20 protein-coding genes are annotated in these 23,374 nt (G+C 69.0%); 11 read left to right on the top strand and 9 right to left on the bottom strand.

The features are described from left to right. The first annotated feature begins 5 nt into the window (after window positions 1–5). Both FB600_RS17200 and FB600_RS17195 read left to right on the top strand, forming a co-directional pair. Window positions 6–1,079 (top strand): HlyD family secretion protein, encoded by a 1,074-nt coding sequence (locus tag FB600_RS17200; protein WP_145757133.1) that lies wholly within the window; start codon window positions 6–8, stop codon window positions 1,077–1,079. Next, window positions 1,076–2,599, top strand: a complete 1,524-nt coding sequence (locus tag FB600_RS17195; RefSeq protein ID WP_145757132.1) for an efflux transporter outer membrane subunit — start codon at window positions 1,076–1,078, stop codon at window positions 2,597–2,599. Before FB600_RS17200 ends, FB600_RS17195 begins: the two co-directional genes overlap by 4 nt. Window positions 2,600–2,755: 156 nt before the next feature. Here the strand turns inward: FB600_RS17195 and FB600_RS17190 are convergent, their stop codons facing one another. Further along, window positions 2,756–3,397, bottom strand: coding sequence for a YukJ family protein (locus tag FB600_RS17190; protein ID WP_096751643.1), 642 nt, complete (start codon window positions 3,395–3,397; stop codon window positions 2,756–2,758). 365 nt (window positions 3,398–3,762) lie between these two features. Here FB600_RS17190 and FB600_RS37255 point away from each other — a divergent pair, with 365 nt between their 5' ends. The 3 genes from FB600_RS37255 to FB600_RS17180 all read left to right on the top strand — a co-directional run bounded on the left by FB600_RS37255 (window position 3,763) and on the right by FB600_RS17180 (window position 7,995). Next, window positions 3,763–3,930, top strand: a complete 168-nt coding sequence (locus tag FB600_RS37255; RefSeq protein WP_155296504.1) for a hypothetical protein — start codon at window positions 3,763–3,765, stop codon at window positions 3,928–3,930. A 32-nt stretch (window positions 3,931–3,962) separates the two neighbouring features. Continuing rightward, entirely contained in the window at window positions 3,963–6,233 is a 2,271-nt protein-coding gene (locus FB600_RS17185) for a phosphocholine-specific phospholipase C (RefSeq protein ID WP_098153016.1), read from the top strand. A 490-nt stretch (window positions 6,234–6,723) separates the two neighbouring features. Then, the gene (locus FB600_RS17180; protein WP_186024308.1) at window positions 6,724–7,995 is read left to right on the top strand and encodes a M48 family metalloprotease; all 1,272 of its coding nucleotides are present in this window, start codon (window positions 6,724–6,726) and stop codon (window positions 7,993–7,995) included. Between the two features lie 99 nt (window positions 7,996–8,094). On the opposite strand, the gene FB600_RS17175 is transcribed toward FB600_RS17180, so the two are convergent. Further along, complete coding sequence (locus tag FB600_RS17175) at window positions 8,095–9,270, bottom strand: porin (protein WP_013691132.1); 1,176 nt, start codon at window positions 9,268–9,270, stop codon at window positions 8,095–8,097. 322 nt (window positions 9,271–9,592) lie between these two features. Between FB600_RS17175 and FB600_RS17170 the strand changes: the two genes are divergently transcribed. After that, on the top strand, window positions 9,593–10,126 hold the full coding sequence (locus FB600_RS17170; protein ID WP_098153018.1) for a GbsR/MarR family transcriptional regulator: 534 nt from the start codon (window positions 9,593–9,595) through the stop codon (window positions 10,124–10,126). 79 nt (window positions 10,127–10,205) lie between these two features. Further along, window positions 10,206–10,616, top strand: coding sequence for a hypothetical protein (locus FB600_RS17165; RefSeq protein ID WP_098153019.1), 411 nt, complete (start codon window positions 10,206–10,208; stop codon window positions 10,614–10,616). A gap of 164 nt (window positions 10,617–10,780) precedes the next feature. Here the strand turns inward: FB600_RS17165 and proP are convergent, their stop codons facing one another. After that, window positions 10,781–12,322 (bottom strand): glycine betaine/L-proline transporter ProP, encoded by a 1,542-nt coding sequence (gene proP / locus FB600_RS17160; protein ID WP_060005013.1) that lies wholly within the window; start codon window positions 12,320–12,322, stop codon window positions 10,781–10,783. A 552-nt stretch (window positions 12,323–12,874) separates the two neighbouring features. Between proP and FB600_RS17155 the strand changes: the two genes are divergently transcribed. Then, on the top strand, window positions 12,875–13,930 hold the full coding sequence (locus tag FB600_RS17155) for a GlxA family transcriptional regulator (RefSeq protein WP_145757130.1): 1,056 nt from the start codon (window positions 12,875–12,877) through the stop codon (window positions 13,928–13,930). 251 nt (window positions 13,931–14,181) lie between these two features. Here FB600_RS17155 and FB600_RS17150 read toward each other — a convergent pair whose 3' ends face one another. Then, window positions 14,182–14,967, bottom strand: coding sequence for an SDR family NAD(P)-dependent oxidoreductase (locus FB600_RS17150; protein WP_096751648.1), 786 nt, complete (start codon window positions 14,965–14,967; stop codon window positions 14,182–14,184). A 169-nt stretch (window positions 14,968–15,136) separates the two neighbouring features. Here FB600_RS17150 and FB600_RS17145 point away from each other — a divergent pair, with 169 nt between their 5' ends. Then, a complete protein-coding gene (locus FB600_RS17145; RefSeq protein ID WP_098153021.1) occupies window positions 15,137–16,060 on the top strand; it encodes an AraC family transcriptional regulator in 924 nt (307 codons plus the stop codon). A gap of 55 nt (window positions 16,061–16,115) precedes the next feature. Here FB600_RS17145 and FB600_RS17140 read toward each other — a convergent pair whose 3' ends face one another. Both FB600_RS17140 and FB600_RS17135 read right to left on the bottom strand, forming a co-directional pair. Further along, window positions 16,116–16,871: an SDR family oxidoreductase gene (locus FB600_RS17140; RefSeq protein ID WP_098182106.1), complete on the bottom strand. Its 756-nt coding sequence runs from the start codon at window positions 16,869–16,871 to the stop codon at window positions 16,116–16,118. A gap of 120 nt (window positions 16,872–16,991) precedes the next feature. Continuing rightward, window positions 16,992–17,921: a dihydrodipicolinate synthase family protein gene (locus tag FB600_RS17135; protein ID WP_145757129.1), complete on the bottom strand. Its 930-nt coding sequence runs from the start codon at window positions 17,919–17,921 to the stop codon at window positions 16,992–16,994. 254 nt (window positions 17,922–18,175) lie between these two features. On the opposite strand from FB600_RS17135, the gene FB600_RS17130 reads away from it, so the two are divergent. Both FB600_RS17130 and FB600_RS17125 read left to right on the top strand, forming a co-directional pair. Further along, the gene (locus FB600_RS17130; protein ID WP_186467867.1) at window positions 18,176–18,904 is read left to right on the top strand and encodes a FadR/GntR family transcriptional regulator; all 729 of its coding nucleotides are present in this window, start codon (window positions 18,176–18,178) and stop codon (window positions 18,902–18,904) included. Between the two features lie 383 nt (window positions 18,905–19,287). Then, window positions 19,288–20,874: an aldehyde dehydrogenase (NADP(+)) gene (locus FB600_RS17125; protein WP_096751652.1), complete on the top strand. Its 1,587-nt coding sequence runs from the start codon at window positions 19,288–19,290 to the stop codon at window positions 20,872–20,874. A gap of 156 nt (window positions 20,875–21,030) precedes the next feature. Here FB600_RS17125 and FB600_RS17120 read toward each other — a convergent pair whose 3' ends face one another. The 3 genes from FB600_RS17120 to FB600_RS17110 all read right to left on the bottom strand — a co-directional run bounded on the left by FB600_RS17120 (window position 21,031) and on the right by FB600_RS17110 (window position 23,071). Then, entirely contained in the window at window positions 21,031–21,420 is a 390-nt protein-coding gene (locus FB600_RS17120; protein WP_017920232.1) for a DUF3597 domain-containing protein, read from the bottom strand. Window positions 21,421–21,570: 150 nt separating this feature from the next. Next, entirely contained in the window at window positions 21,571–21,990 is a 420-nt protein-coding gene (locus tag FB600_RS17115) for a hypothetical protein (RefSeq protein WP_098182108.1), read from the bottom strand. Between the two features lie 97 nt (window positions 21,991–22,087). After that, on the bottom strand, window positions 22,088–23,071 hold the full coding sequence (locus tag FB600_RS17110) for a hypothetical protein (RefSeq protein WP_098153025.1): 984 nt from the start codon (window positions 23,069–23,071) through the stop codon (window positions 22,088–22,090). Window positions 23,072–23,374 lie beyond the last annotated feature (303 nt).

The raw sequence follows: 23,374 nt of genomic DNA, 5'->3' as shown, positions 1-23,374 counted from the left end.
CAAGCATGTCATTCGCCCTTCACACCAGATACCAGGCGCTTGCCGCCGGATTCGCGATCGCGCTCGGCGTGGCCGCCTGCGCCGGCAGCCGCGCCCTCCTCGATTCGCATACCGAAACGACCAACGACGCCTACGTGGCGGCCGACTTCACCCTGGTGGCGCCTCGTGTGGCCGGCCAGTTGGTCGAGGTGCTGGTCGACGACAACCAGCAGGTGCATGCAGGCCAGTTGCTGCTGCGCATCGACGATCGCGACTTCCGCGCCGCGCTGATGAGCGCGCAGGCCGACGTGGAAGCCGCGCGCGCCGAGGTGGCCAACGACGAGGCCGAGATCGCGCGCCAGCCGGCGCTGGTCGAGCAGGCCCGCGCCACGCTGCGCGCCGACGACGCCGCCCTGCAGTTCGCGCAAGCCAACGACGCGCGCTACCGCGACCTGGCCGACAACGGCGCAGGCACCGCGCAGGAGCAGCAACGCGCGGCCAGCGCGCTGGCCGGCCAACTCGCGCGGCGCACTGGCGACGCGGCCGCGCTCGACGCGATCCGCCAGAACCTGGCCGTGCTGACCAGCCGGCGCGACAAGGCGAACGGCGCGCTGGCCCGCGCCGAGGCCGCGCTCGAACAGGCCAGGCTGAACCTGTCCTACACCGAAGTGCGCGCGCCGGTGGACGGCAAGGTGGGACGGCGCAGCGCGCGCGTCGGCGCCTTCGTCTCGCCCGGCGCGCCGCTGCTGGCCATCGTGCCGCTCGCCGATGCCTACGTGATCGCGAACTTCCAGGAAAACCAGATCGGCACGATGCATCCTGGCGAGCGCGTGCTAATCCGCGTCGACAGCCAGCCCGGCAGCCGCATCACGGGGCATGTCGACAGCCTGGCGCCGGCCACCGGCGTGAGCTTCGCGCCGATCGCGCCCGACAACGCCACCGGCAACTTCACCAAGGTCGTGCAGCGCGTGCCGGTCAAGATCGCCATCGACGCGCCGCGCGAGCAGGCCGCCGCGCTGAGCGTGGGACTGTCGGTCGAGGCCAGCGTCGATACCGGCGGCCATCGCGAAGCGGCCGCGCACCAGGAGATACCGCAATGAAGCCGATCCGTTCGCTGGGCACCGCGATACTGACGCTGCTGGCCGGCGCGGCGCTGACGGCCTGCTCCGTAGGCCCGAACTTCGAGGTGCCGGCCAGCACCACGCCGGCCGTGTTCGAGCGCGTCAGCACGCAGCAGGCCCCGAGCCAGCCCGTCGAGGCCGCCTTCCAGGCCGACTGGTGGACGCTGTTCGACGACCCGGTGCTGAATACGCTGGAACAACGCCTGGCCGATGCCAACCTCGATGTGGCCGGCGCTAGCGCCCGGCTATGGCAAAGCCGGGCCGAGCGGCGCGTGGCCGGCGCGGCCCGGATGCCCGCGCTCGGCGCCGCCGGCGCCTATGACCGCGAACGCGGCAGCGAAAACGGCATCCTCTCGCTGCTCGGCGTGACGCCGAGCGCGGCGCCCACCCAGTCGGCCGCGGGCGATGCGCCGTTCGGCGTGGCCGCCATGCCGGGTTCGTCCGGCTCACCCGCGTACAACCTCTACCAGGCAGGCTTCGATGCATCCTGGGAGGTCGATCTGTGGGGCCGCGTACGACGCGGCGTGGAGGCTGCCGATGCGTTGAGCCAGGCGTCCTATGAGGCACGCAATGCGGTGCTGCTGTCGGTACGCGCCGAACTCGCACGCGACTATCTCGAACTGTGCGACGCGCAGGCCCAGTTGCGAATCGCCCGCCAGAACCTGGTGATCGCCCAGGATCTGGAACGGCTCGCGAACATCCGCCGCAAGGACGGCGTGGGCACCGATCTCGATGCAGTCAACGCCGCCGCCCAGGTGACGTCGATCGAGAGCCGCCTGCCGACGCTGGAATCGCGCCGCAAGACGCGTGTCAATGCGATCGGCGTGCTGCTAGGGCAAACGCCCGGCGCGCTCGATGCACTGCTCGGCAGTACTCGCGCGGTGCCCGCGTTGCCGGCCAGCGTACCGATCGGGTTGCCGTCCGAACTTGCGCAGCGCCGGCCCGACATCCGCCAGGCGCTGGCGCGGCTGCACGCGGCAACGGCCGCGATCGGCATGGCGCAGGCCGACTTCTATCCGCGCATCACGCTGAATGGCAGCGCCGGTTTCCAGAGCCTGCAGCTCTCGAGCCTCGCGGGTTGGTCCTCGGGTCAGTTCGTGCTCGGGCCATCGATCACGCTGCCAATCTTCGAGGGCGGCCGCCTCAAGGGCATATTGGCGCTGCGTCAGGCGCAGCAGCAGGAAGCCGCGATCGACTACCAGCGCACCGTGCTGGATGCGTGGCGCGAGGTGGACGACGCACTGGTGAACTATCACGCGGAGCAACAGCGTCAGGCGCGCCTGCTCGCAATCGTGACGCTGAACCAGCGCGCGCTGGCGCTCGCGCAGCAGCAGTACCGGGCCGGTTCGGCCGATCACCTGGCGGTGCTCGATGCCCAGCGGCAGTTGTTGGATGCCCAGGGCCGGCAGGAAGCCAGCGAGGCCGAGGCGGCCATGCACCTGGTCACGCTGTGCAAGGTGCTCGGCGGCGGTTGGGAAACGCGTTTCGGCAAGTCCTGAATCCGGCGAGGCCTGCAGGCGCCACGCGGCCTGGATCCGGCTCGACGCCCCGGGCCCCAGGAAGAGGATTCGAGGCCGAATGCAACCTGGAGCCGTCGCGGCCTTCGAGCGCGCAGCGGGAATCGCTTACCAGAGACAAGCCGTGAGCGCCCGCGCTCAGCGCGGGTTGCCGTGGTCGTCGGTATCGAAGGTCTGCGACTGGAACGCGAGGAACACCGCCAGCCAGGTGTCGTCGGGGTAATGCAGGATCAGGCAACCGTCCTGGTAGACGCCGTTGTCCTTGCGATACGAACCCGAGTTGCCCTGGTTCATGTGGATGTCGTGCACGCCCTGCCCCGGCACGAACTTGAAATACTGGTCGGGCTTGTCCTCGGGGCCCCACTTCGAGCCGAACGCGAACACCTGCGAGCCGGCCTGGTCCATCGCCTTCACCACCGCGCTCTCCAGGCGGTCCTTCAGGTCGTTGTTCCGGCCCGGCGCATCGGGCGGCACCGGCACCATCGCCGAGGTGTCCACCAGGCCGCCGCGCACGAAGTCGATCGCCAGGCCGCCCGGCTTGCTCGCCAGTTTGGTGAAGCCGATCCCGGCCGCCATCAGTTGCGAACTCAACGAATCCGGCAGCGTGTCGCGCGATTCGAACAGCACGGTGGACGGCGCGTGCGGCGCCGAGGATTTCACGTTCACCGCGATCCGGAACACCTCGTCGCCGGCATGCACGAGGATCTGGTAATGATCGTCGTCGGCATCGCGCAGATGCCCGGAAACGGTGCCCTTCAGCAAACCATAGTTCAGTGCCATCGGAAGGTCCTGTCGTGAGTGGGGATTCGATTCTGCCGCCTGCGACTGACAGTTTCGCGACGCCGGAGTTGCAGCCGCGAGCAGTCGATGCGCAACGCGCAGGCGCGCCTTCCTTTCGACCGGTAAGCGCTACCGAGCCCGAAACGATCAGGCAGCGGATTCGGCAATTCCTGTCGATCGACGAAGGAATGTGCGCGCGGCAACGTTCTCATGCGCAGGCCCGTTCGCGATGCTTGCAACCGGCTTCACATTCCTGCCAAAAACCAAGCTTACAGTCAGCTTCGGATCCCGGGCCCGTCCCGCATGCGGAACCGTCGGCCGGCGCGTTCCCCGCTCCCTCGCTGTCCCTATGGATGACAATCACCATGTCTCGCCTTTCGATACGCGGCACGCCCCTGCTCGGCACGGCGCTGCTGTGCGCCACGCTGTTGCTGGCCGCCTGCGGCGGCAACGACGACGCGCCGCGCCCGGCACCGTCCACCGGCGACTCCGCCTCCGCCTGCGGCACCCGTCACTGCGCACCGGCTCCCTGAGCCGCCCCAACCCTGCCTGGAAGCCCATTCGCATGACCTTCGACTCTTCCAAACGCCGGTTCCTGAAGACCACGCTCGGCAGCGCGGCCGCCGCGGCCACGCTCTCCAGCTTTCCGCCCGCGATCCGGCGCGCGCTCGCGATCGACGCCAACAACGCCACCGGCACGCTCAAGGACGTCAAGCACGTGGTGCTGCTGATGCTCGAGAACCGCTCCTTCGACAGCTACTTCGGCACCTTCCGCGGCGTGCGCGGCTATGGCGACCGCTTCGCGGTGCCGTCGGCGGCGGGCGCGGCCAACATCTTCCACCAGCGCTACACCAAGGCCGGCGCGACCAGCACGCTCACGCCCTACCACCTCGACGAGACGCAGGGCAACGCGCTGCGCGCCGGCGGCACGCCGCACACCTGGAACGATGCGCAGGCCGCCTGGGATCATGGCCGCATGTCGGCCTGGCCGACCGCGAAGACGCCGCTCTCGCTCGGCTACTACGAAGCCGCCGAGGTGCCATTCCACCGCGCACTGGCCGATGCCTTCACGATCTGCGATGCCTATCACTGCGGCATGCACACCGGCACCATCGCCAACCGCCTGTTCTACTGGAGCGGAACCAACGGCCCGAACGGCCTGAGCCCTGCCGATAACAACCCGGTGCGCGTGGCCGCGCTCAACAACGAGTTCAACGGCGGCAACGACATCGGCCCGTCCACCTCGGGCTGGACCTGGACCACCTACGCCGACCGGCTGCAGCAAGCCGGCGTGAGCTGGAAGGTCTACCAGAGCCTGGTCGACAATTTCGGCTGCAACGAGATGATGAGCTTCCGCCACTGGCGCGCCGCGATCGAGCAGATGCCGGAGGCGCGCCGCCCGACTTACGTGTCGACGGTGGACATCAGGCAGGCGGTGACGGCCGCCGGCCCGTTCTACGATCCGAGCATCGACGACGCGCTGAGCCCGCTCGCGAAGGGTTTCGGCAATACCATGCCGGAAGGCTTCCTGGAGACCTTCCGCGACGATATCCAGAACGGCACGCTGCCGGCGGTATCGTGGATCATCCCGCCCTCGTACTACAGCGAGCATCCGGGGCCCTCGAGCCCGGCGCAGGGCGGCTGGTACGTGCAGGAAGTGCTCGACGCGCTGACCGCCAACCCCGAGGTCTGGAGCCAGACCGTGCTGCTGGTGAACTACGACGAGAACGACGGCTTCTTCGACCACCTGCCGCCACCGAGCGCGCCCTCGCGCAATCCCGACGGCTCGCTGGCCGGCGGCAGCACCTTGCCGGCCGACCAGATGGCGCCCGAGTATCACGACTTCACGCCGGCCACCGCGAACCAGCCCGCCATCGACGGTCGCCCCTACGGCCCCGGCCCGCGCGTGCCGATGTGGGTGATCTCGCCATGGAGCCGCGGCGGCTTCGTCAATTCGCAGGTGTTCGATCACACCTCCACCCTGCTGTTCCTCGAGAAGCGCTTCGGCGTGGTCGAGCCGCAGATCAGCGCTTATCGCCGGGCGATCTGCGGCGACCTCACCTCCTGTTTCAACTTCGTCTCGCCCAACGAGGGCACGCTGCCCATGCTGTCGGGCCGCACCACCAAGGTGAGCGCCGATTCGCTGGCAGCCTCGCAAGGTGCCGCCAAGGCGATCCCGGTGCCGAGCGCGACGCTCACCTCGGCGCTGCCCGCGCAGGCCACCGGCACGCGTGCCTCGCGCGCGCTGCCCTATGAACTGCACACCACCGCGCATCCGGCCGCCGGGGCGATCACGCTGGAATTCGCTAACGCCAGCGCCAATGCGACGGGCGCCGTGTTCCATGTCTACGATCGCCTGCACCTGGACCGGATCCCGCGCCGTTATGTGGTGGAGGCCGGCAAGACGCTGAGCGGCAGCTGGACGCCCGATGCCGCCGACCAGGGCAGCTACGACCTCTGGGTGCTCGGGCCGAACGGCTATCACCGCGAATACGTCGGCAAGCTGGGCGACATCGCGGCTGGCGCCGATCCCGAGGTGCAGGTCTGCTACCAGCCCTGCGATGCCTCGGCGCTCGGCGTGAAGCTGTTCAATCGCGGCAGCCGGCCGGCCCGGTTCACGGTAACCGCGAACGCCTATCGCGGCGACGGCCCGTGGACGCTCGAACTTGCCGCGAACGCCTCGGGCGAGTTGAGCTGGAGCGTCGCGGAGCACGGCAACTGGTACGACTTCACGGTCGCCAGCAGCAATGCGCCGAGTTTCTCGCGGCGCTTCGCGGGACGCATCGAGACCGGCAAGGATTCGGTGTCCGATCCGGCGATGGGGATGGCAAGCTGAGGTGGATGGCGCCTGCCGGGACGGACTCGATGGCGGCTTGGCAGGCGAGACGGGAGCTTCGTCAGGACTTCGGAACGATAGCATCGACAGCGTCCGCGTGGCGATGAAACGCGAACGCGCGCGGACAACGCGCTGCGTGAACTATTCGAGCCTGGTCGTGCGAGGGGCCACCTCGCCTATCCCACCATCGACCTCGCGCGTGAGCTTCGGCCTCTCAGGCAGCGCATCGGCACGCGCGAGCGAGCACATTGTCGATCCCGCTCAGGCACGGAAAGCGCATATCGAGACGCACCTGCAGGAATGAGGGCTGGTTGGCATGGCGCCAGGGCCGCACGATTCTCGATGACAAGCGATGTTCACGTGCTTATCCTGTCTCACGGTCTCCGTGTCGACCAGACCGACATGCGCCACACGAGCGCAGCCAACCACAGACGAATCGGGGCCCACCACGAACAAGCGCGCAGCATTCAATATTCCTCCCTGCATTCCCTTGCACACGCAGTTGCCGGTATTGCGTGAACAGGTCGTCAAGCTCGCGAACTCGTCATTACAGGAATACGACATCTTCGTTCCCGGCCCGGGCACGGCGCCCGAGCTCGCAAAATTCGACAAGGCATACGAGCACATCAGAGTGCAGACGGAGCAGGCATTCCGTTACCACCGCGATCAGGACCGGGAACTCGTCTGCGCGCTGGCTCACACTCCGGTGCCCAATGCCTATGCCATCTCCTGCGGGACGTTCGACGCAGTGGTCGTGAGCACGGGCCTCATCGAGTCACTGCATCAGTACATATTGAATGCGCAGAACGCCATCTTCAACATGCTGCCGCACGAAGACCTGGCCACCGACAACTTCCGCGACGCGTTCAAGACTGCTTTCAAAGGCCACGTGCAGGACGTCTTGACGGCACTGAACCGCATTCTCTACCAGACCGCCATGAATTATCTCCTGGGGCACGAATTCGGCCACCTCGCACGCGGGCATCTAATCAAGGGACTGTCGAGCAGCCGGTCCGCCGTCGAGGAGGAAAGCGTTCACGGCATCCGGCTGATGTCGTCCGATACAGCGGGCCGGACAGGCGGGAGCAAACTGGACCAGGCGATGGAAATCGATGCAGACGTACAAGGCTGCCGATGGGCAACACACCAACTCGCCACCATGCGCCCGGTTGATCCCGCCAACCAGTCCCATTTCCGGGAGGTATTTTCCTGGATCCAGTCGGACCTTGCCCGGCTCAACTTCATCTTCGCCTTCTGTGCCCAAATCGCCTATGTCACGCTCGGCGCCAGATACATCACGACCGAACGTTTGCTATCCGATGCAACGCATCCGCCCACCGGACTGAGAGCGCTTGTGGCAACAGATACCCAGTTGCTTGCAGCGCTTTCTCATGATCCTGGCCAAAACGAAAAAATTCAGCATTACGTCCAGGAGGCACGTCGGATCGTGGCAGTCTCTGCACTCGCCACCGTACTGCTCAGTCGCGCGGATGATGACGCGCGAGCCGAGATCCAAGCCAAGGCCATCCTGAAATCGAGCACCCGGGCCACGGCTAAAAAAGCCATGAACGTCCTGGGCCTCGAAGCGCCGACCCCGCAACGACGCCGGGAGATGGACATCTACCTAGGCGAACTGTCTCTGATTATCGAGCGCGCCTTGCCCGCCTTGAAAAACACCGCTCGCTGGGAAATGAGCAGAACGGTGCCCTGGACTACGATCGGGATCAAGACCGCGCGGCAGGCGGCCACCTCGGCACGATAGTCTGGGCAAGAACGGCAAAACGGCCGGCACCGCTCGCGCGATGCCGGCCGTTTCATCCAGCCAGTCGATCCGGGCCGCCCGCGGGCAGCCCGTCCACCATCAGAACTTGTGGCGAATCCCGACCACCGCCAGCTCCTGCGTGTCGGTGCCCGAGTTCACGCCGTAGCTGCCGATCGAGGCCTTGGCGTCCACCAGCGCGCCGCCCGAGCCCAGCGTCTTGCCGCTGGCCTTCTGGTAGCCGGCCAGCGCGTACAGGTCGGTGCGCTTGGACAGCGAGTACACCGCGCCGATGTTGACCTGGTTGTAGTGCGCCGAAGCCGGGCCCGTCAGCGAGGTGTAGCTGTAGCCGACGCCCGTGTTCAGGGCCGGCGTGAAGCGGTAGTTGAAGAAGCCCGAGCCGCTGTTGAACTTGGCCGTCGAGCGGAACGTCGACAGCGAGTCGCCCGCGTATTGCGTATTCGAGTAGGCTAGGCCGAAGGTGGCCGCGCCCAGCACGTACTGCGCACCGGCGCGCACGATCTGGATCGACTTGGCGCTGGCGAAGCCCGAGTTCACCACGGTGTTGAACAGCGTGTCCGAGGTGCTGGTCCAGGTGCGCGAGGTCGCGCCGGTGGCCACGGTGTTGCCGCCGTTCGCGTAGAAGTAGCCGGCGCCCAGCGACAGCGGGCCTTGCGCGTAGGCCGCGCCGAAGCTGTAGGTCTGGCCGTTGCCGGTCTGGCCGGCCACGCCGCCCAGCGCGTACAGGGCCTCGAACTGCAGGCCGGCGATCAGCGGGCTCGTGTACTTGACCGAGTTGCTGACGCGCAGGCTGTTGTCGTAGTTGTCGAGGTCGCCCGGCGTGGCGAAGGTGCCGCCGAACGGGCCGTCTTCGGTCAGGCCCTGCACCAGGTCGACGATCGGATCGTATTGGCGGCCGAGCGTGACGGTACCCCAGGTCTTGCTCGACAGGCCGACGATCGACTTGCGGCCGAATTCGCGGCCGCCCTGGCCGAGCGCGCCGGTGCCGACGTTGAAGCCGTTCTCGAGCTGGAAGATCGCCGCGAGACCGCCGCCGAGATCCTCGGTGCCACGCAGGCCCCAGCGGCTGCCCGACATGTTGCCGCTGTTGAACTTCACCAGCGTCGACTGGTTCGCGCCGTTGGCGCCCTGGGCGTTGTGCACGTAGGCGATACCGGCGTCCACGATGCCGTACAGCGTGACCGTGCTCTGGGCGTGAGCGACGCCCGTGGCAAGCGATGCGATGGCAGGTAGCGCGAGGAGAGAAATACGCTTCATCCGAGTTCTCTATCTGTTATTGATTGGAAGAGCCCGAACGTTATCGAAATCAATAAGCAGGCGAAACCAAGGAATTCTTTTAAGAATATGAAAACAACACTTCAGTTTCCGGCTTATTGACGCGTTGACACGAGCATCGCCGTTATGGAAGAAGTTGCAGACGCAAGCATCGCGATCGCGTCGTTTCGGCTGGCCGCGCGCCGCTTCCGATGCGCGGCTTGACAGCCTGGCGCGAACCCTCGCTCAGGCCGCTCACGCGCGCTTTTGCCGTCAGTTATTTCTGTCTTGACAGAAATAACTGACGGACCGTACATTACGCCGCATGGAACTGACACCGCTCTCCGAACGATTCATCCTCCACTGGGGCGAGATGGGCTCCCGCTGGGGCGTCAATCGCACCGTCGCGCAGATACATGCCCTGCTCTACCTGCACGGCAAGCCGCTCGCCGCCGACGAGATCGCCGCCGCGCTGAACGTGGCGCGCTCCAACGTCAGCAACAGCCTGAAGGAGTTGCAGTCGTGGCGGCTGGCGCGCATGGTGCACGTGATGGGCGACCGCCGCGACCATTTCGAGACCTCCACCGATATCTGGGAACTGTTCAAGCTGATCGTCGAAGGCCGGCGCCAGCGCGAACTCGACCCGACCCTGACGGTGCTGCGCGAGACGCTCGACAGCCCCGAGCTGGCCGGCGAGAGCCAGGAAACCGAGCAGCGGATCCGCGATACGCTGCAGTTCCTCGAGACGCTGACCACCTGGTCCGACGAAATGCTGCGCATGAAGCCGGAAACGCTGATGAAGACGCTCGGCATCGGCGCGAAGATCAGCCAGGTGGTGCGACGCAAGCCGGCGAAGTGAATCCGCGCGGGTGGCGACACCCGCTTTTTTGGGTCCTTGAATTTCTGTTTCTACAGAAACAACAGTAAGGATAAGCGACATGAACACCGTCATCGCCCTGGCCGCCCAGTTCCTCCTGCCGATGCCGATCGGTTATGCGATCGCCCTGTACTTGCGCGCGGTCACGCGCCGCCTGCTGGTGGACATGTGCGGCACCGAGCAGCGCGCCGATTTCTGGACCCGCATCGTGATGGTGATGCTGGTGCTCGGCCCGCTGACGCTGAGCCTCGCCTTCGGCCGCAATCCGGCGCAATGCTCGGCGAGCGAGCTGGTCTGCCTGGTCGGCGCGCTGCGCGCGACGCTGGCCACCTCGCTGTTCGGCGCGATGCTGCCGCTGATGGCGATCGCGCTGCGGATCTCGCGGCAGATTCCGCGCGACGCGGATCCGTCCGTGCCGGGCCGTCTTGCCGCCACGCCGGCCGCCACGGAACGCCCGGCCGCCTCGGCATGAAGATCCGGGCAGCGGCACCGTCACGCTGCCCGGCACTTGCCGGCGCGAAGCGAAGCAGTGGGAGCGATACGGCCTTCATCGCGCTGCCGGCCGTGTACTTCCCGATGATCCTCGAGCCGGTCTGAACGCTTGTCGCGCACGATAGCGCCGATGCGCGGCGACCTCTACTCCCCCGCCAGCCGGCGCAGCGCGCGGCCGTTCGACGAGGCGACGGACGCGCCGCCGCGCCGGATCCGCACCGCCTCGGCCTGCGTCGACACGCAAGGCGCCGAACCCGGCAGCGGCCGCCCCGCGCTCTCGCGCGCGGCCAGCACCGAGATCGCGCCGATCGCCGCCGCGCCGATCAGGTAATAGGCCGGCATCATCAGGTTGCCGCTGCGCTCGACCAGCCAGGCGGTGACCAGCGGTGTGGTGCCGCCGAACAGCGAGACCGAGACGTTGAAGCCGATCGCCAGCGCGCTGTAGCGGACCCGGGTCGGGAACAGGGCCGGCAGCGCGGACGGCATCACGCCGCAGAAGCAGGACAGCAGCACGCCGAGCAGCATCATGCCGGCGAAGATCAACCCGCCCCGACCGGTCTGCAGCAGCAGCAGCGCGGGGATCGCGAACACCATCAGGCCGATGCAGCCGGCCAGCATCACCGGGCGCCGCCCGACGCGATCGGACAGCCAGCCGGCGGCGAGCGTGAGCGGCATCATCAGCACCATCACCAGCAGCACGATCACCAGGCCGCGCGTCTCGTCGAGGTGCAGCGTGGCGGACAGATAGTTCGGCAGGTAGGCCAGCGCCATGTAGTCGGTCACGTTGAAGATCAGCACCAGCCCGACGCAGACCAGCAGCGCGCGCCATTGCCCGGCCAGCAGCGCGGCGATCGACGGGCGCGGCCGCGCGCGCTCGAGCCGCTCGCGATGCTCGGCCTCCTTGCGGAAGGCCGGCGTCTCCTCCAGCCGGGTGCGGATGTAGAGGCCGATCAGCCCGAGCGGGCCGGCCACGAAGAAAGGCACGCGCCAGCCCCAGTCGAGCATCTGCGCGGGGCTCAGCAGCGAGGTCAGGGCCGTGACGGTACCCGCGCCGAGCAGGTAGCCGGCCAGCGTGCCGAACTCGAGGAAGCTGCCCATGAAGCCGCGATGGCGGTCGGCCGCGAACTCGGCGATGAAGGTGGCCGCGCCGCCGTATTCGCCGCCCGTCGAGAAGCCCTGCACCAGCCGCGCCACCAGCAGCAGCACCGGCGCGAGGATGCCGATCGAGGCATAGGAGGGAATCAGGCCGATCGCGAAGGTGCCGCAGGCCATCATGATCATGGTGGCGGCCAGCACGCGCTGGCGGCCCAGGCGGTCGCCCAGCGGGCCGAACACCATGCCGCCGATCGGCCGCACCAGGAAGGCGGCCGCGAAGGTGCCGAAGGTGGCCAGCAATTGCGCCGAGCCGCTGGTCGAGGGAAAGAACACATGGCCCAGGGTCACCGCGATATAGCTGTAGACGCCGAAGTCGAACCACTCCATCGCGTTGCCGAGCGCCATCGCGCCCACCGCGCGGCGCAGCAGCGCGCGATCGACCACGGTCACCTCGTCGCCGGCGAAGGCCGCCTCGCGCGGCGGCGCGGCACGTTTCGCGGCGCCGCCGGATCGGGAACGCGGCGCGCTGCCCGGCGCGGCCGGGTGCCTGGCTGGGGTCTTGCCTGAAGCTCTGCGGGTCGAGTGGCTCAAAGGCACGCTCCTGGATGAGTGGCGATGGACAGCCGCGACGCGGCATGCTGTCTCGTCGTGCGAGCGCGCCGGCCCTGCCGCGATAAAGTCCGTGGACTTCAGCGCGCGCGGTCCTCGCGGTCGCCATCGCCTGTTATCGGATACGGCGTCGTGATCGGTCCGAGTGTGCGCGACATCGCCTGCGTCATCCTGCCCTGATGCGTCCGCCAGCCGACCGGAAACGACAGTGTTCATGCCCTTGTCGGGCCCGCCGTGGGACGCCGTCGGGGCGCCGTGTCGAACCGGTCCGATCCGTGTCGGGAATAGGCAAGCGCCCGTCGAATTTCCTTGATCGCGGCCCCGCTTTTATCGCAATGATTCGGGGGTGACGCCGCCGTGAAAAACGGCCGCGAGCGCGGCCCGCGACGCCCGGCAAGTGCCTGCCGGAACGCGGCGGCCACCGCCCTCGCGCCGCTCTCCGGCATCGCGGCTGGCCGGCGCGAGCCGGCCGCCGGGCAGGCGTCGTCATGTACGGCCCAACCTCTGGCATCGGCCCGCGCCGATGTTGCTCCCATGTCCGCATCCACGCCGCGCCATTTCGGTTTCCTGACCCTGCCCTCGTTCTCGATGATCGCCTTCTCGAGCGCGATCGAGGCCCTGCGCATGGCCAACTACGTCGACCGCAGCGAGCATTACCGCTGGACCGTCTACTCGGTCGACGGCGAGGCGGTGGCCGCCAGCAACGGCATGGTCGCGCGGCCCACCCACCGGCTCGATCTCGACGCGCCGCTGCCCGACCTGATGATCGTCTGCGGCGGCACCCAGGTGCGCGAGGCGGTGGACGCGCCGGTGATCCACGCGTTGCGCGAGCTGGCGCGGCGCGGCATGCCGCTCGGCGGGATCTGCACCGGCGCCTACGCGCTGATGGCCGCCGGCCTGCTGGACGGCTATCGCGGCACCGTGCATTGGGAGAACCTCTCGGCCCTGCATGCCGAATTCCCGGCGGTGTCGATCGTCGACGAGCTGTTCGTGATCGACCGCGATCGCGTGACCTGCACCGGCGGCACCGCGCCGCTCGACCTGATGATCGGCATCGTCGCCGCCGAGCGCGGCCAGGAACTCGCCACCCGCGTGTCCGAGCAGTTCGTGCTGCAGCGCATCCGCGGCGCCAGCGATCCGCAGCCGATCCCGGTCGACGCGCGGGTCGGCTTCTCGCGCGGCGAGCTGGTGGAGGCGGTGCGGCTGATGGAGGCCAATATCGAGGAGCCGCTGCCGCTGGCCGACCTGGCGCGGCTGATCGCGCTGTCCGAGCGGCAGATGCAGCGCATGTTCAAGCACTACCTGAGCACCTCGCCCACGCACTACTACCTGTCGGTGCGCCTGAAGCACGCGCGCGAGATCCTGCGCAACAGCGACGTGTCGATCGCGCAGGTCACCTCGCTGTCGGGCTTCCGCTCGGCCTGCCATTTCAGCAAGGCCTATCGCGCCCAGTTCGGCCATGCGCCGAGCCAGGAGCGGCGCGCGCCGAAGACGGGCACCACGAAACGCGCGCGGCAAGCCGCCGGCACGCGCGACGACGACGGCGGCGAACTCGAGGAGGCGGCCGTCGCCGGCATGCCGCACGCCTGACGCTCGCCCGAAACCGAACTCATCTATCGATCACGGTTCCCGGAGCCGCATCGCGGCGCAGCAACGGTGCGGCCTGTCGGGCGCGTCGCCGGTGGGCGTCGCAGCGGCCCCGGCACTTCCATCCCGGCGTCGTGACCGGCCACTGCCACTGGCTGGCCCGGCGCATCAGCCAGCGCGAGCTGGTCGCGTCGAACACGCCGCGCGGGGCGGGCACGCCACATCATGCGTCGTGCCCGCCCCGCCGCCCGGCTTCAGACCAGCATGCCGCCCGAAGCCTCGATACGCTGCGCGTTGATCCAGCGGTTGTCGTCCGCCAGCAGCGAGGCGATCAAGGGGCCGATGTCGCCGGGCTGGCCCACGCGGCCCAGCGCGGTGAATTCGGCGATGCGGCGGTTCAGCTCCGGATTGTCGCGCACCATGCCGCCGCTGAAATCGGTGGCGATCGCGCCGGGCGCGACGGTATTGACCGCGATGCCGCGCGCGCCGAGTTCGCGCGCGAGGTAACGCGTCAGCACCTCCACCGCGCCCTTCATCGAGGCATAGGCGCTGCTGCCGGGGAACGAGAAGCGCGTCAGGCCCGAGGACACGTTGACGATGCGCCCGCCGTCGTTGATCAGCGGCAGCAGCTTCTGGGTCAGGAAGAACACGCCCTTGAAATGCACCTGGTAGAGCGCATCGAGATCGGCCTCGGTCACCTCCGCGAACGGCGCGTGATGCGAGGTGCCGGCGTTGTTGACGAGATAGTCGAAGCGGCTCGCGCCGAGCTGCGCGAGCGCCTCGCCGAGCTTGCCGACGAAGGCGTCGAAGCCGGCCGTGTTGCCGGTATCGAGCTGCAGCGCGATCGCGCGGCGGCCTTCGGCGGCCACCTGCGCGACCACCTGCTCGGCCTCGGCCGAATTGGCATGCCAGGTGAAGATCGAATCGACGCCGCGGCGCGCGAGATTGACGACGGTATCGCGACCGAGGCCGCGGCTGCCGCCGGTGACGATGGCGAGCTTGCCGATCTGGCTGGCGACGGGGGAAGTTTGCGTGGACATGGAACACCTCGTTCAGGGAACATGGAGCGCATCGTAAGGCCGCCCCCCTCGCGCGGTGAATGACCGATCTCGACAATTTCTTGCCTGATCCTGCTCGTCCGCGCACGACGCCGCCGGCTTGCCGTTATGCTGGCAGCCGATGCCATCCCCTGGCTCCCGAGGATCCGACATGACCCTGAATGCCCTGCTCGAGGCGGTCCGGCACCATATCGACGGCCAGCCGGCCGCCCACGTCTATCGCACCGCGATCGACGGCATGCTGATCACGCGCGCCACCCAGGACCGCCCGCAGAGCCGCCTGCTGATGCGCCCCGCGCTGTGCATCTCGCTGCAGGGCGCCAAGCAGACCACCTTCGGCGCGCGCGACTACCTCTATCGCGCCGGCGAGGCGCTGGTGGTCAGCATGACGATGCCGGCGATCGGCCGCATCGTGCAGGGCACCGAGGAGAAACCGGCGATCGCGCTGATCGTCGAGCTCGACATGGCGGAGATGAGCGCGGTGCTGGAGAGCTTCGAGGCGCCGCCCGCCGCGCGCGAGAGCACCGGGCCCGGCGTGTTCGTCGAGCGGCTGCGTCCCGAGATGATCGACTGCATGCTGCGCGCGATGCGCCTGCTCGACACGCCGCAGGCGATCGGCGTGCTCTATCCCGGCATCATGCGCGAGCTCTGCTACTGGCTGCTGGCCGGGCCGAACGGCGGCGAGATCGTCGGCATGCTGCTCGGCAATGGCCATGCCGAGCGCGTGGTGCGCGCGATCCACGCGCTGCGCGATCGCTACAACGCGCCGATCCGCATCGAGGAGCTGGCCCAGCTCGCGCGCATGAGCCCGTCGGCCTTCCATCGCCAGTTCAAGGCGCTGACCTCGATGACGCCGCTGCAATTCCAGAAGCAGTTGCGCCTGCTGGAGGCGCGGCGGCTGATCGCGCATGAAGTGGTCAAGGTCGAGGAAGCGGCGTTCAAGGTGGGGTATGAAAGCGCCTCGCAGTTCAGCCGCGAGTATTCGCGCATGTTCGGCATCTCGCCCAAGCGCGACGCGGGCGCGCTGGCCGCGTCGCTGCGCGAGGGGCGGGTGCTGGAGACCAGCGAGGCTTAGGAGCCCCGGGTTGCGCGCTCGCCTCGCTCGGCGCCGCGCATCCCGGGTTCGCGTCTCAAAGCTCGCGCACGTCCGCGATCGGCGTGCTGCCGAACTGCTCGCCGAGCGCGTAGTCGAGCAGCTTGCGCGCCGCGTCCTCGGGCGTGCTCAGCGCGCCGCTGGCCTTCAGTTGCGTGAAGCGTTCGAGCTGCGGGAAACGTTCCGCCTCGGTGGCGCGGATGCTCGCCTGCATGTCGGTATCGACCACGCCCGGCGCCACGCTGGCGATGCGCAGCGGCCCGTTCGCGTCGAGCGCGACCGCGCGCGCATGATGGTCGAGCGCGGCCTTGGTCGCGCAATAGACGCTCCAGCCCGCGTAGGCGTTGCGCGCCGCGCCGCTGGACACATGCAGGATGCGGCGTTCGAGCGAGCCGCTGCCGAGCTTGGCCACCGCGGCCGCGAACATCAGCGGCGCCGTCACGTTCAGCGCCACCGCCTGCGCGATCGACTCGGGCGACTGCGTGGCCAGCGGCCCGATCGGCTCGACCATGCCCGCGTTGTTGATCAGCAGCACGCTGCGCGCGCCCTCGGCGAAGCGTTCGAGCGCGCCCCCGGCCAGCCAGGCGGCGATCGCCGCGGGGTCCGACAGGTCGAGCGCGAGTTCGGCGAAACGATCGGCGCCGAACTGCGTGGCCAGCGAGGGATGCGCGCGGCGCGAGATGCCGAGCACGGCGACCTCGCGTTGCAGCAGTTGCGCGGCGAGCGCGGCGCCCAGGCCGCGCGTGTGGCCCGTGACGATGGCGCGAATCGGCTGCGAGAAGGAGACGGTCATGATCGAGATCCCGGTTGGCGTCGTGATGGAAAGCGTGCCGCGCGCATCGCTGCGCGGCGGCGCGAGCAGGCCGCTATCGTAACGAGCCGGGCAGTCGGGAGCAACGATGCCCGGCGCGGCTCAGGCCAGCGCCGCCGCGTTGTCGGCATGCAGCGCCACGGCCGCCGCCTCGATCTCGCGCAGTTGCGCCGGGTCATCGATGCGCGACAGGAATTCGCCGATCGGCCCCAGCGGCGCGATGCCGGCCGCCTCGACGGCCGCGTGCAGCACGCGGATCGGCGAATAGGCGTCGCGCGCGTCCTCGAGCGCGATGAAGCGCTCGCGCAGCGCGGCGGCGCGCGTGTCGTCGCCGGCCAGCAGCGCCAGGCGGATCGCGTTCGACAGCGCCGGCGCCACGCAGCAGGAGCCCGAGGTGAAGGCACGCAGCCCGAAGCCGCGGAAATGGTCGATCACCGGCCGCTCGCCGATCCCGCTGATGATGCGCTCCGCGCCCAGGCGCTCGACCAGCGCGGCCAGCACCGCATCGCGGCGCGGGTCCTCGCGCACGATCGCATACTTGACGGCGCATACGGCGCCGTCCTTCACCAGCGCGGCGAGATCGTCCTCGGCGAGATACCCCTCGTCCTTCACATAGGCGATCAACGGCCGGCCGTAACGCTCGGCGAGCTTGCGCAGGCCGGTGGCGACGCCGGCCTGCGTGGACGGGAAGCGCAGCGGCAGCACCATCGCGGTCGGGAAACCGCGCTCGGCCAGCAGGGCGAGCTGTTCGCGCGCCTTGCCGAAATCAGGGCCGACCGAGGGGATCAGCCATTCCCCGGCCTTCAACTGCGCGGCCAGCGCATCGACCACGGTGCCGAGCTCGGCCACCCCGAGGTTGTAGAAATTCGCGTTGCCGCCATACATGTAGGTGCTGATGCCGCCGCGTTTCAGGTGCGCCAGCAGTGCGCCGTTGGCAGCCGTGTCCTGGCTGCCGTCGGCGCGGCGCGCGAGCGGCGGCACCGCGATCACGGAGCCGCGCAAGTCCTCGACGCTCACGGGGGTGGTTTTCATCGATCGGCCTCAATATGTAAAATTGATTTACAACTTTAGCGGGCCAAACGACTGGCTGGCAACATGACCGAGGGTAATCACCGAGCCCGCGCCGGCCGCGCCCGAATCGTGCCCGGCGGCCGCCAATCCAGGCAGCCAAAGGCTTGTGCGGCGCCAATACCGGCCTCCCCGACGCCGTCCACTCATTGCCAGTGGTTCCGCGATTGGTAAAATCGTCACCCGACTTGTTAGCCTCCCAGGACTCGATGGATTCGATGGACGACCTCGCGAGCGCCGGCGCGCTCGAACGCACCCGGCTGTCCGACACCGTGTACGCGGCCCTGCTCGACGGCATCGTAGGCGGCAACTACGCGGTGGGCGACCGCCTGCCGCCGGAGAACCGCCTGGCGCAGCATTTCTCGGTGTCGCGCCCGGTGGTGCGCGAGGCGCTGCGGCGGCTGCAGAGCGACGGCATCATCGTCTCGCGCCAGGGGTCGGGCACCTATGTGCAGCGCAGCCCGGCTCGACAGGTCACGGCGCTGGCCACCAGCCGCAAGCTGCGCGACGTGCTGCAGGGCTTCGAGGTGCGGCTCTCGCTGGAGGAACTGGCCGCCCGGCTGGCCGCGCGCCATCGCAAGGAACGCGACCTGCTGGAGATGGAGCGCGCCAGCGAGGCACTGCGCCTGGCCTTCGCCAGCCCGATGTCGCGCGAGGCCGAGATGGAGGCCGACTTCGCCTTCCATCGCGCGATCGTGGTGGCGAGCGGCAACCAGTTGCTGCTCGACCTGCTCGACAGCGTGGCCGAGCGGCTCAAGGCCGGCATGCACATGACGCTGTCGCTGACCAGCGAGGCTTCGGAACAGCGCCGCGCGCGCGTGCTCGACGAGCATGACCGCGTGCTCAAGGCGATCCGCGTGGGCGACCCCGACAGCGCGGCGATCGCGATGCGCTACCACGTCGACCAGGCGCGTAACCGGCTGCTCGACCGCCAACTGGATCGCTGAACGCGGCGGCATCGCACGCGCGGCGAGCGCCGCTGGATCGCCGCCTCCCGCCCGCGCCCTGCCCCTCGACGCGAACCCGTATCAAGTTGTCACTTTGTTTGACATGTCCGGCGAGCGAATGCTACCTTGCCGCGATCCAGTAGCCGGTGCCTTGCCCCAGCCAGGCGGCCGGCCTCGCAGCGTTCGCCGTCACCCCGCCGTCGCCCCCTCGTCCATCGAAGCGACCCGCTCCGCGGTCCCGGCTTCCCGCCCGGGCCCGCGTCCCGTGTCCGGCCACGACTCGCACGCAATCCGCATCACGGCGCCGGCGCGGCGCGAAGCCTGATCCGTTCCGCGCGGCACCGCCACCGATCCACCTTGCCGCATCGCAGGAGACAGACGGAATGGACCACGAAATCACCGGAAACATGTTGCTGGGCGCCGCTTCGGTGCGCGGCACGCAGGGCACGCTGCGCGCCTTCGCGCCGGCCAGCGGCCAGGAGCTCGAGCCTGAGTTCGGCGCGGGCGGCGCGGAGGATGTCGATCGCGCCTGCCGGCTCGCCGCCGAGGCCTTCGACCCTTATCGCCAGGCCGCGCCCGACACGCGCGCCGCGCTGCTGGAAGGGATCGCCATGCGTATCGAGGCGCTGGGCGCGACGCTGATCGAGCGCCTGCACCAGGAAACCGCGTTGCCCGTGGCGCGCCTGGAAGGCGAGCGCGCACGCACCTGCGGCCAGTTGCGCCTGTTCGCGAAGCTGGTGCGCGACGGCCGCTGGAACGACGCCACGCTCGACTCGGCGCAGCCGGAGCGCAAGCCGCTGCCGCGCTCGGACCTGCGCGCGCGCAAGATCCCGATCGGCCCGGTAGCCGTGTTCGGCGCCAGCAACTTCCCGCTGGCCTTCTCGGTGGCGGGCGGCGACACCGCCTCGGCGCTGGCCGCCGGCTGCCCGGTGGTGGTCAAGGCGCACGAGGCGCACCTGGGCGGCTCGGAACTGGTGGGCCGCGCGATCCAGCAGACGGTGGCCGAGCTGGGCCTGCCCGAAGGCACCTTCTCGCTGGTGATCGGCAAGGGCAACACGGTGGGCGAGGCGCTGGTCGCGCATCCGGCCATCAAGTCGGTGGGCTTCACCGGCTCGCGGCGCGGCGGCCTCGCGCTGTCGGCGATCGCCGCGGCGCGCGCCGAGCCGATCCCCGTGCATGCCGAGATGAGCAGCATCAACCCGGTGGTCCTGATGCCGGCCGCGTTGAAGGCGCGCGCCACGCAGATCGCGCAGGGCTTCGTCGATTCGCTGACGCTCGGCGCCGGCCAGTTCTGCACCAATCCCGGCCTGGTGCTGGCGATCTCGGGCCCCGACCTCGACACCTTCGTGGCCGATGCGGCCGCCGCGCTCGCCACGCGCCAGGCACAGGCCATGCTGTCGGCCGGCATCGCCGCCACCTATCGGCGCCAGATCGGCGAGCGCGCCGAGCAGACCGGCGTCGCCCAGGTGGCCGACGGCATCGCCTCGGACAATGCCTGCAGCGCGCTGCCCGTGTTGTTCCGCACCACCGCGGCGGAGTTCGTGGTCAATCACGGGCTGGCCGACGAAATCTTCGGGCCGGCCTCGATCGTGGTGTCGTGCCGCGACGAGGCGGAGCTGCTGCGCGTGCTGGAGGGCGTCGAGGGCCAGTTGACGGCCACCCTGCAGCTCGATGCGGCCGACTACCCGGCCGCGCGGCGCCTGCTGCCGGTGCTGGAGCGCAAGGTGGGCCGCATCCTGGCCAACGGCTACCCGACCGGCGTGGAGGTCTGTCATGCGATGGTGCATGGCGGCCCGTTCCCGGCCACCTCGGATTCACGCACCACCTCGGTGGGCACCATGGCGATCGACCGCTTCCTGCGCCCGGTCTGCTACCAGGACCTGCCGGCCGAGCTGCTGCCCGAGGCGCTGCGGGACGACAATCCGCTCGATCTCTGGCGCCTGCGCGACGGCGAATTCGTGAAGGGCTGAGTCAGGGGCTGACTGAAGGACTGACTCAAGGGCCGATCCGAACCGCAGCAGCATGCCGGCCACGCGCTTCACGCGCGCCGGCCGGCACAAACCAAAAGGGCCGACGCATCGCGCGTCGGCCCTTGTTGCTTCTCGGCCCGCAGACAGGCCGCTCGATCAGCTTGCCAGGTCCGGCGGCAGCTTGCCGCCGTTGGCCGCCAGCGCCTGCATCAGCTGCTTGTGCAGCCAGATGTTCATGCTGGCCGAATCGTTGGTGTCGCCGTCGTACTTCAGCTCCTGCGCGAGCTGCTTGCGATGCTCGAGGCTGCTGTCGACGCCGAGCGCCTTCATGGTGTCGACGATCGACACGCGCCAGTTCAGCGTCTGGCCGCTCTCGCTGACCAACTGGTCCATCACGGCGGCCACGTCGACGTCCGACAGCGGCGGCGTGGCCGGCGCGGCAGCCTGGGCCGCGGCCGGATCCGGTTGCGGCGTTTCGGCGGGCGGCGCCTGGTCCGGCTTGGCCTTGCCGAACAGCTTGTTCACGATATCGCCAAAGATGCTCATGGTCGGCACTCCATTCGGTTGGTGAAATTCGGTTCGTGACAAAGGAATGCACGCGCACGGCTTGCGATGCGCATGCCGGCGCCATGTTACCCGGAATGCCCCGGCGCGATTGTCAAAAGTGGTAAGCGCGACGAGCTCCGGATCGCGCGTTCAGAAGTGGATCCGGCAGGATTCGGGCGCCACGGTGAACCATGAAATCGTTGCCGCGGCCACGTAGGCGAGCACCAGGCCGATGAAGCTCGGATAGGGGCGGAAACGGATCGGCACCCGGCGGCGCGCCAGCGCCACCACGCCCACCCACAGCGCCAGGCCGGCCAGCGTGAGGAGCCAGTTGCCGAGCGCCTGGCCGCCGCCGATGATCGTGAACAGCAAGGTCCAGCCGAGCGCCAATCCCAGGTCGCGACACTGGGCAGTGAAGAAGCCGAAACCGCCCGCCATCAGCAAGGCGATGGCGAGCAGCAGCAACCAGGCGCTCTGGAACAGCAGATGGGCGGGCCGGCGCGGCGCGGGCGCGGCGGCAACGACGCCGGGTTCGCCAGGCGTGGATTCAGGTTCGGTCGGCGTAGTCATCGGCTCCCGGATCGGCGGTGGGCAACAGGCGCATCATAGCGCCGTGCGCGTGGCCGTGACCGGGGCCGATGACGAAGCCGCTCGAACGTTCAGGCGCTCATTGCGACTGCGTGCACGGCGCTGGCGCCGAGGCGTTGAGCGGCGCGGCGCTGGCCTGCTTCACCGCCTGTGCCGCGATCTGCTGCAGGCGCGCGGCCAGCGTGGCCGGCACGCCGAGCTGCTGGGCCGCCGTCTCGTTGCCGCCGAAACGCGTCACGTCGGTGCCGGTGATCTGCGCGAATAGCACCAGGCCGGCCAGGTAGGCGCCGTCCACACCGGGATGCAGGTAATCGGGCGAACTGATCTGCGGATCGTTGACGGCATTGAAGCCGTACCAGAGCAGCGGCAGGCCCGAGGAAACGAACGGATCGGGATTGGCCACGCCCTGGTTCCAGGCGAGCCGCCACGCCTCGCCCACCGGCGCGACGCCGGCGATCGCGCCGTCCATCGCGGCGGCGTTGTAATAGGCATCGTGGTTGGCGTCGCTGAGCGCGCCAAGCGCCGACTGGTACTGCGCGGCGAAACCTGCCGCGCCGGTGTTGCCGGCCAGCGCCTGCGCGAGGTCCGCGCGCGCCCAGGGTTCGTAGAGATAGACGTTCGCGTGCGGCGCCGCGCCGTGGACCGCGCGCTCGATGGTCTGCACGCTCGCGCAGAAATCCTTCGGATTACTGGCGCCGCTGCCGGTCAGCGCGGACGGCAGCGGTTTGATGCTCAGCTCCTGCAGCACCACCGCGTTCCAGCCCGGCTGCGCGATCACGCCCGAGGCCGCCGCGAAATTCTTCGACAGGCTGGTCTGCGAGATCGCCTCGATATGCACGTCGTAGCGCAGCCCGGCCTCCGCCGCGAGCTGCGCGAAGATGGCGGGAATCCCGCCCCAGGGGCCCGGCTCGAGTTCGGCGCGCGCGCCGGTCTGGCCGTAGTTCTCGTCGACCACCAGGGTGGAGGCGCTGCTCGAGGCGGCCGCGCCGCCCGAATGATAGGGGCGCACCGGCGTGTAGCGGCCGTGCGTGAAGCTGTCGCCGACGAACAGGATGTGCTGCACGTCGGCACTCGACGACGACGCGCTGGAAGACGACGACGACGATGCCGGGGAAGACTGGCTCGAGGCAGGCGCCGCGCCGCCGCCATCGCCGCCTCCGCATCCCGCCAACGCCAACACGGCACCGCATGCGCCAGCCAGGACGGCTGCGCGCGGGGAAACACGCTTGTCGATCACTACTGCTCCTTCGATCGGGCGATCGGCCTGTTGCGCGTCGCCCTGTTGTCTCGACGATTCCGCGCCTTGCCGAACCGCCACGATACGAAGGCGCGCATCGCTAGCGATGCGCGCCGATCCTCGCCGAGC

Origin of the sequence: Burkholderia sp. SJZ089, from assembly GCF_007828315.1 — a bacterium.
Taxonomy (GTDB): domain Bacteria; phylum Pseudomonadota; class Gammaproteobacteria; order Burkholderiales; family Burkholderiaceae; genus Burkholderia; species Burkholderia gladioli.
The sequence above is the reverse complement of the archived record's forward strand: the minus strand, read 5'-3'. Positions and strand labels throughout refer to the sequence as shown.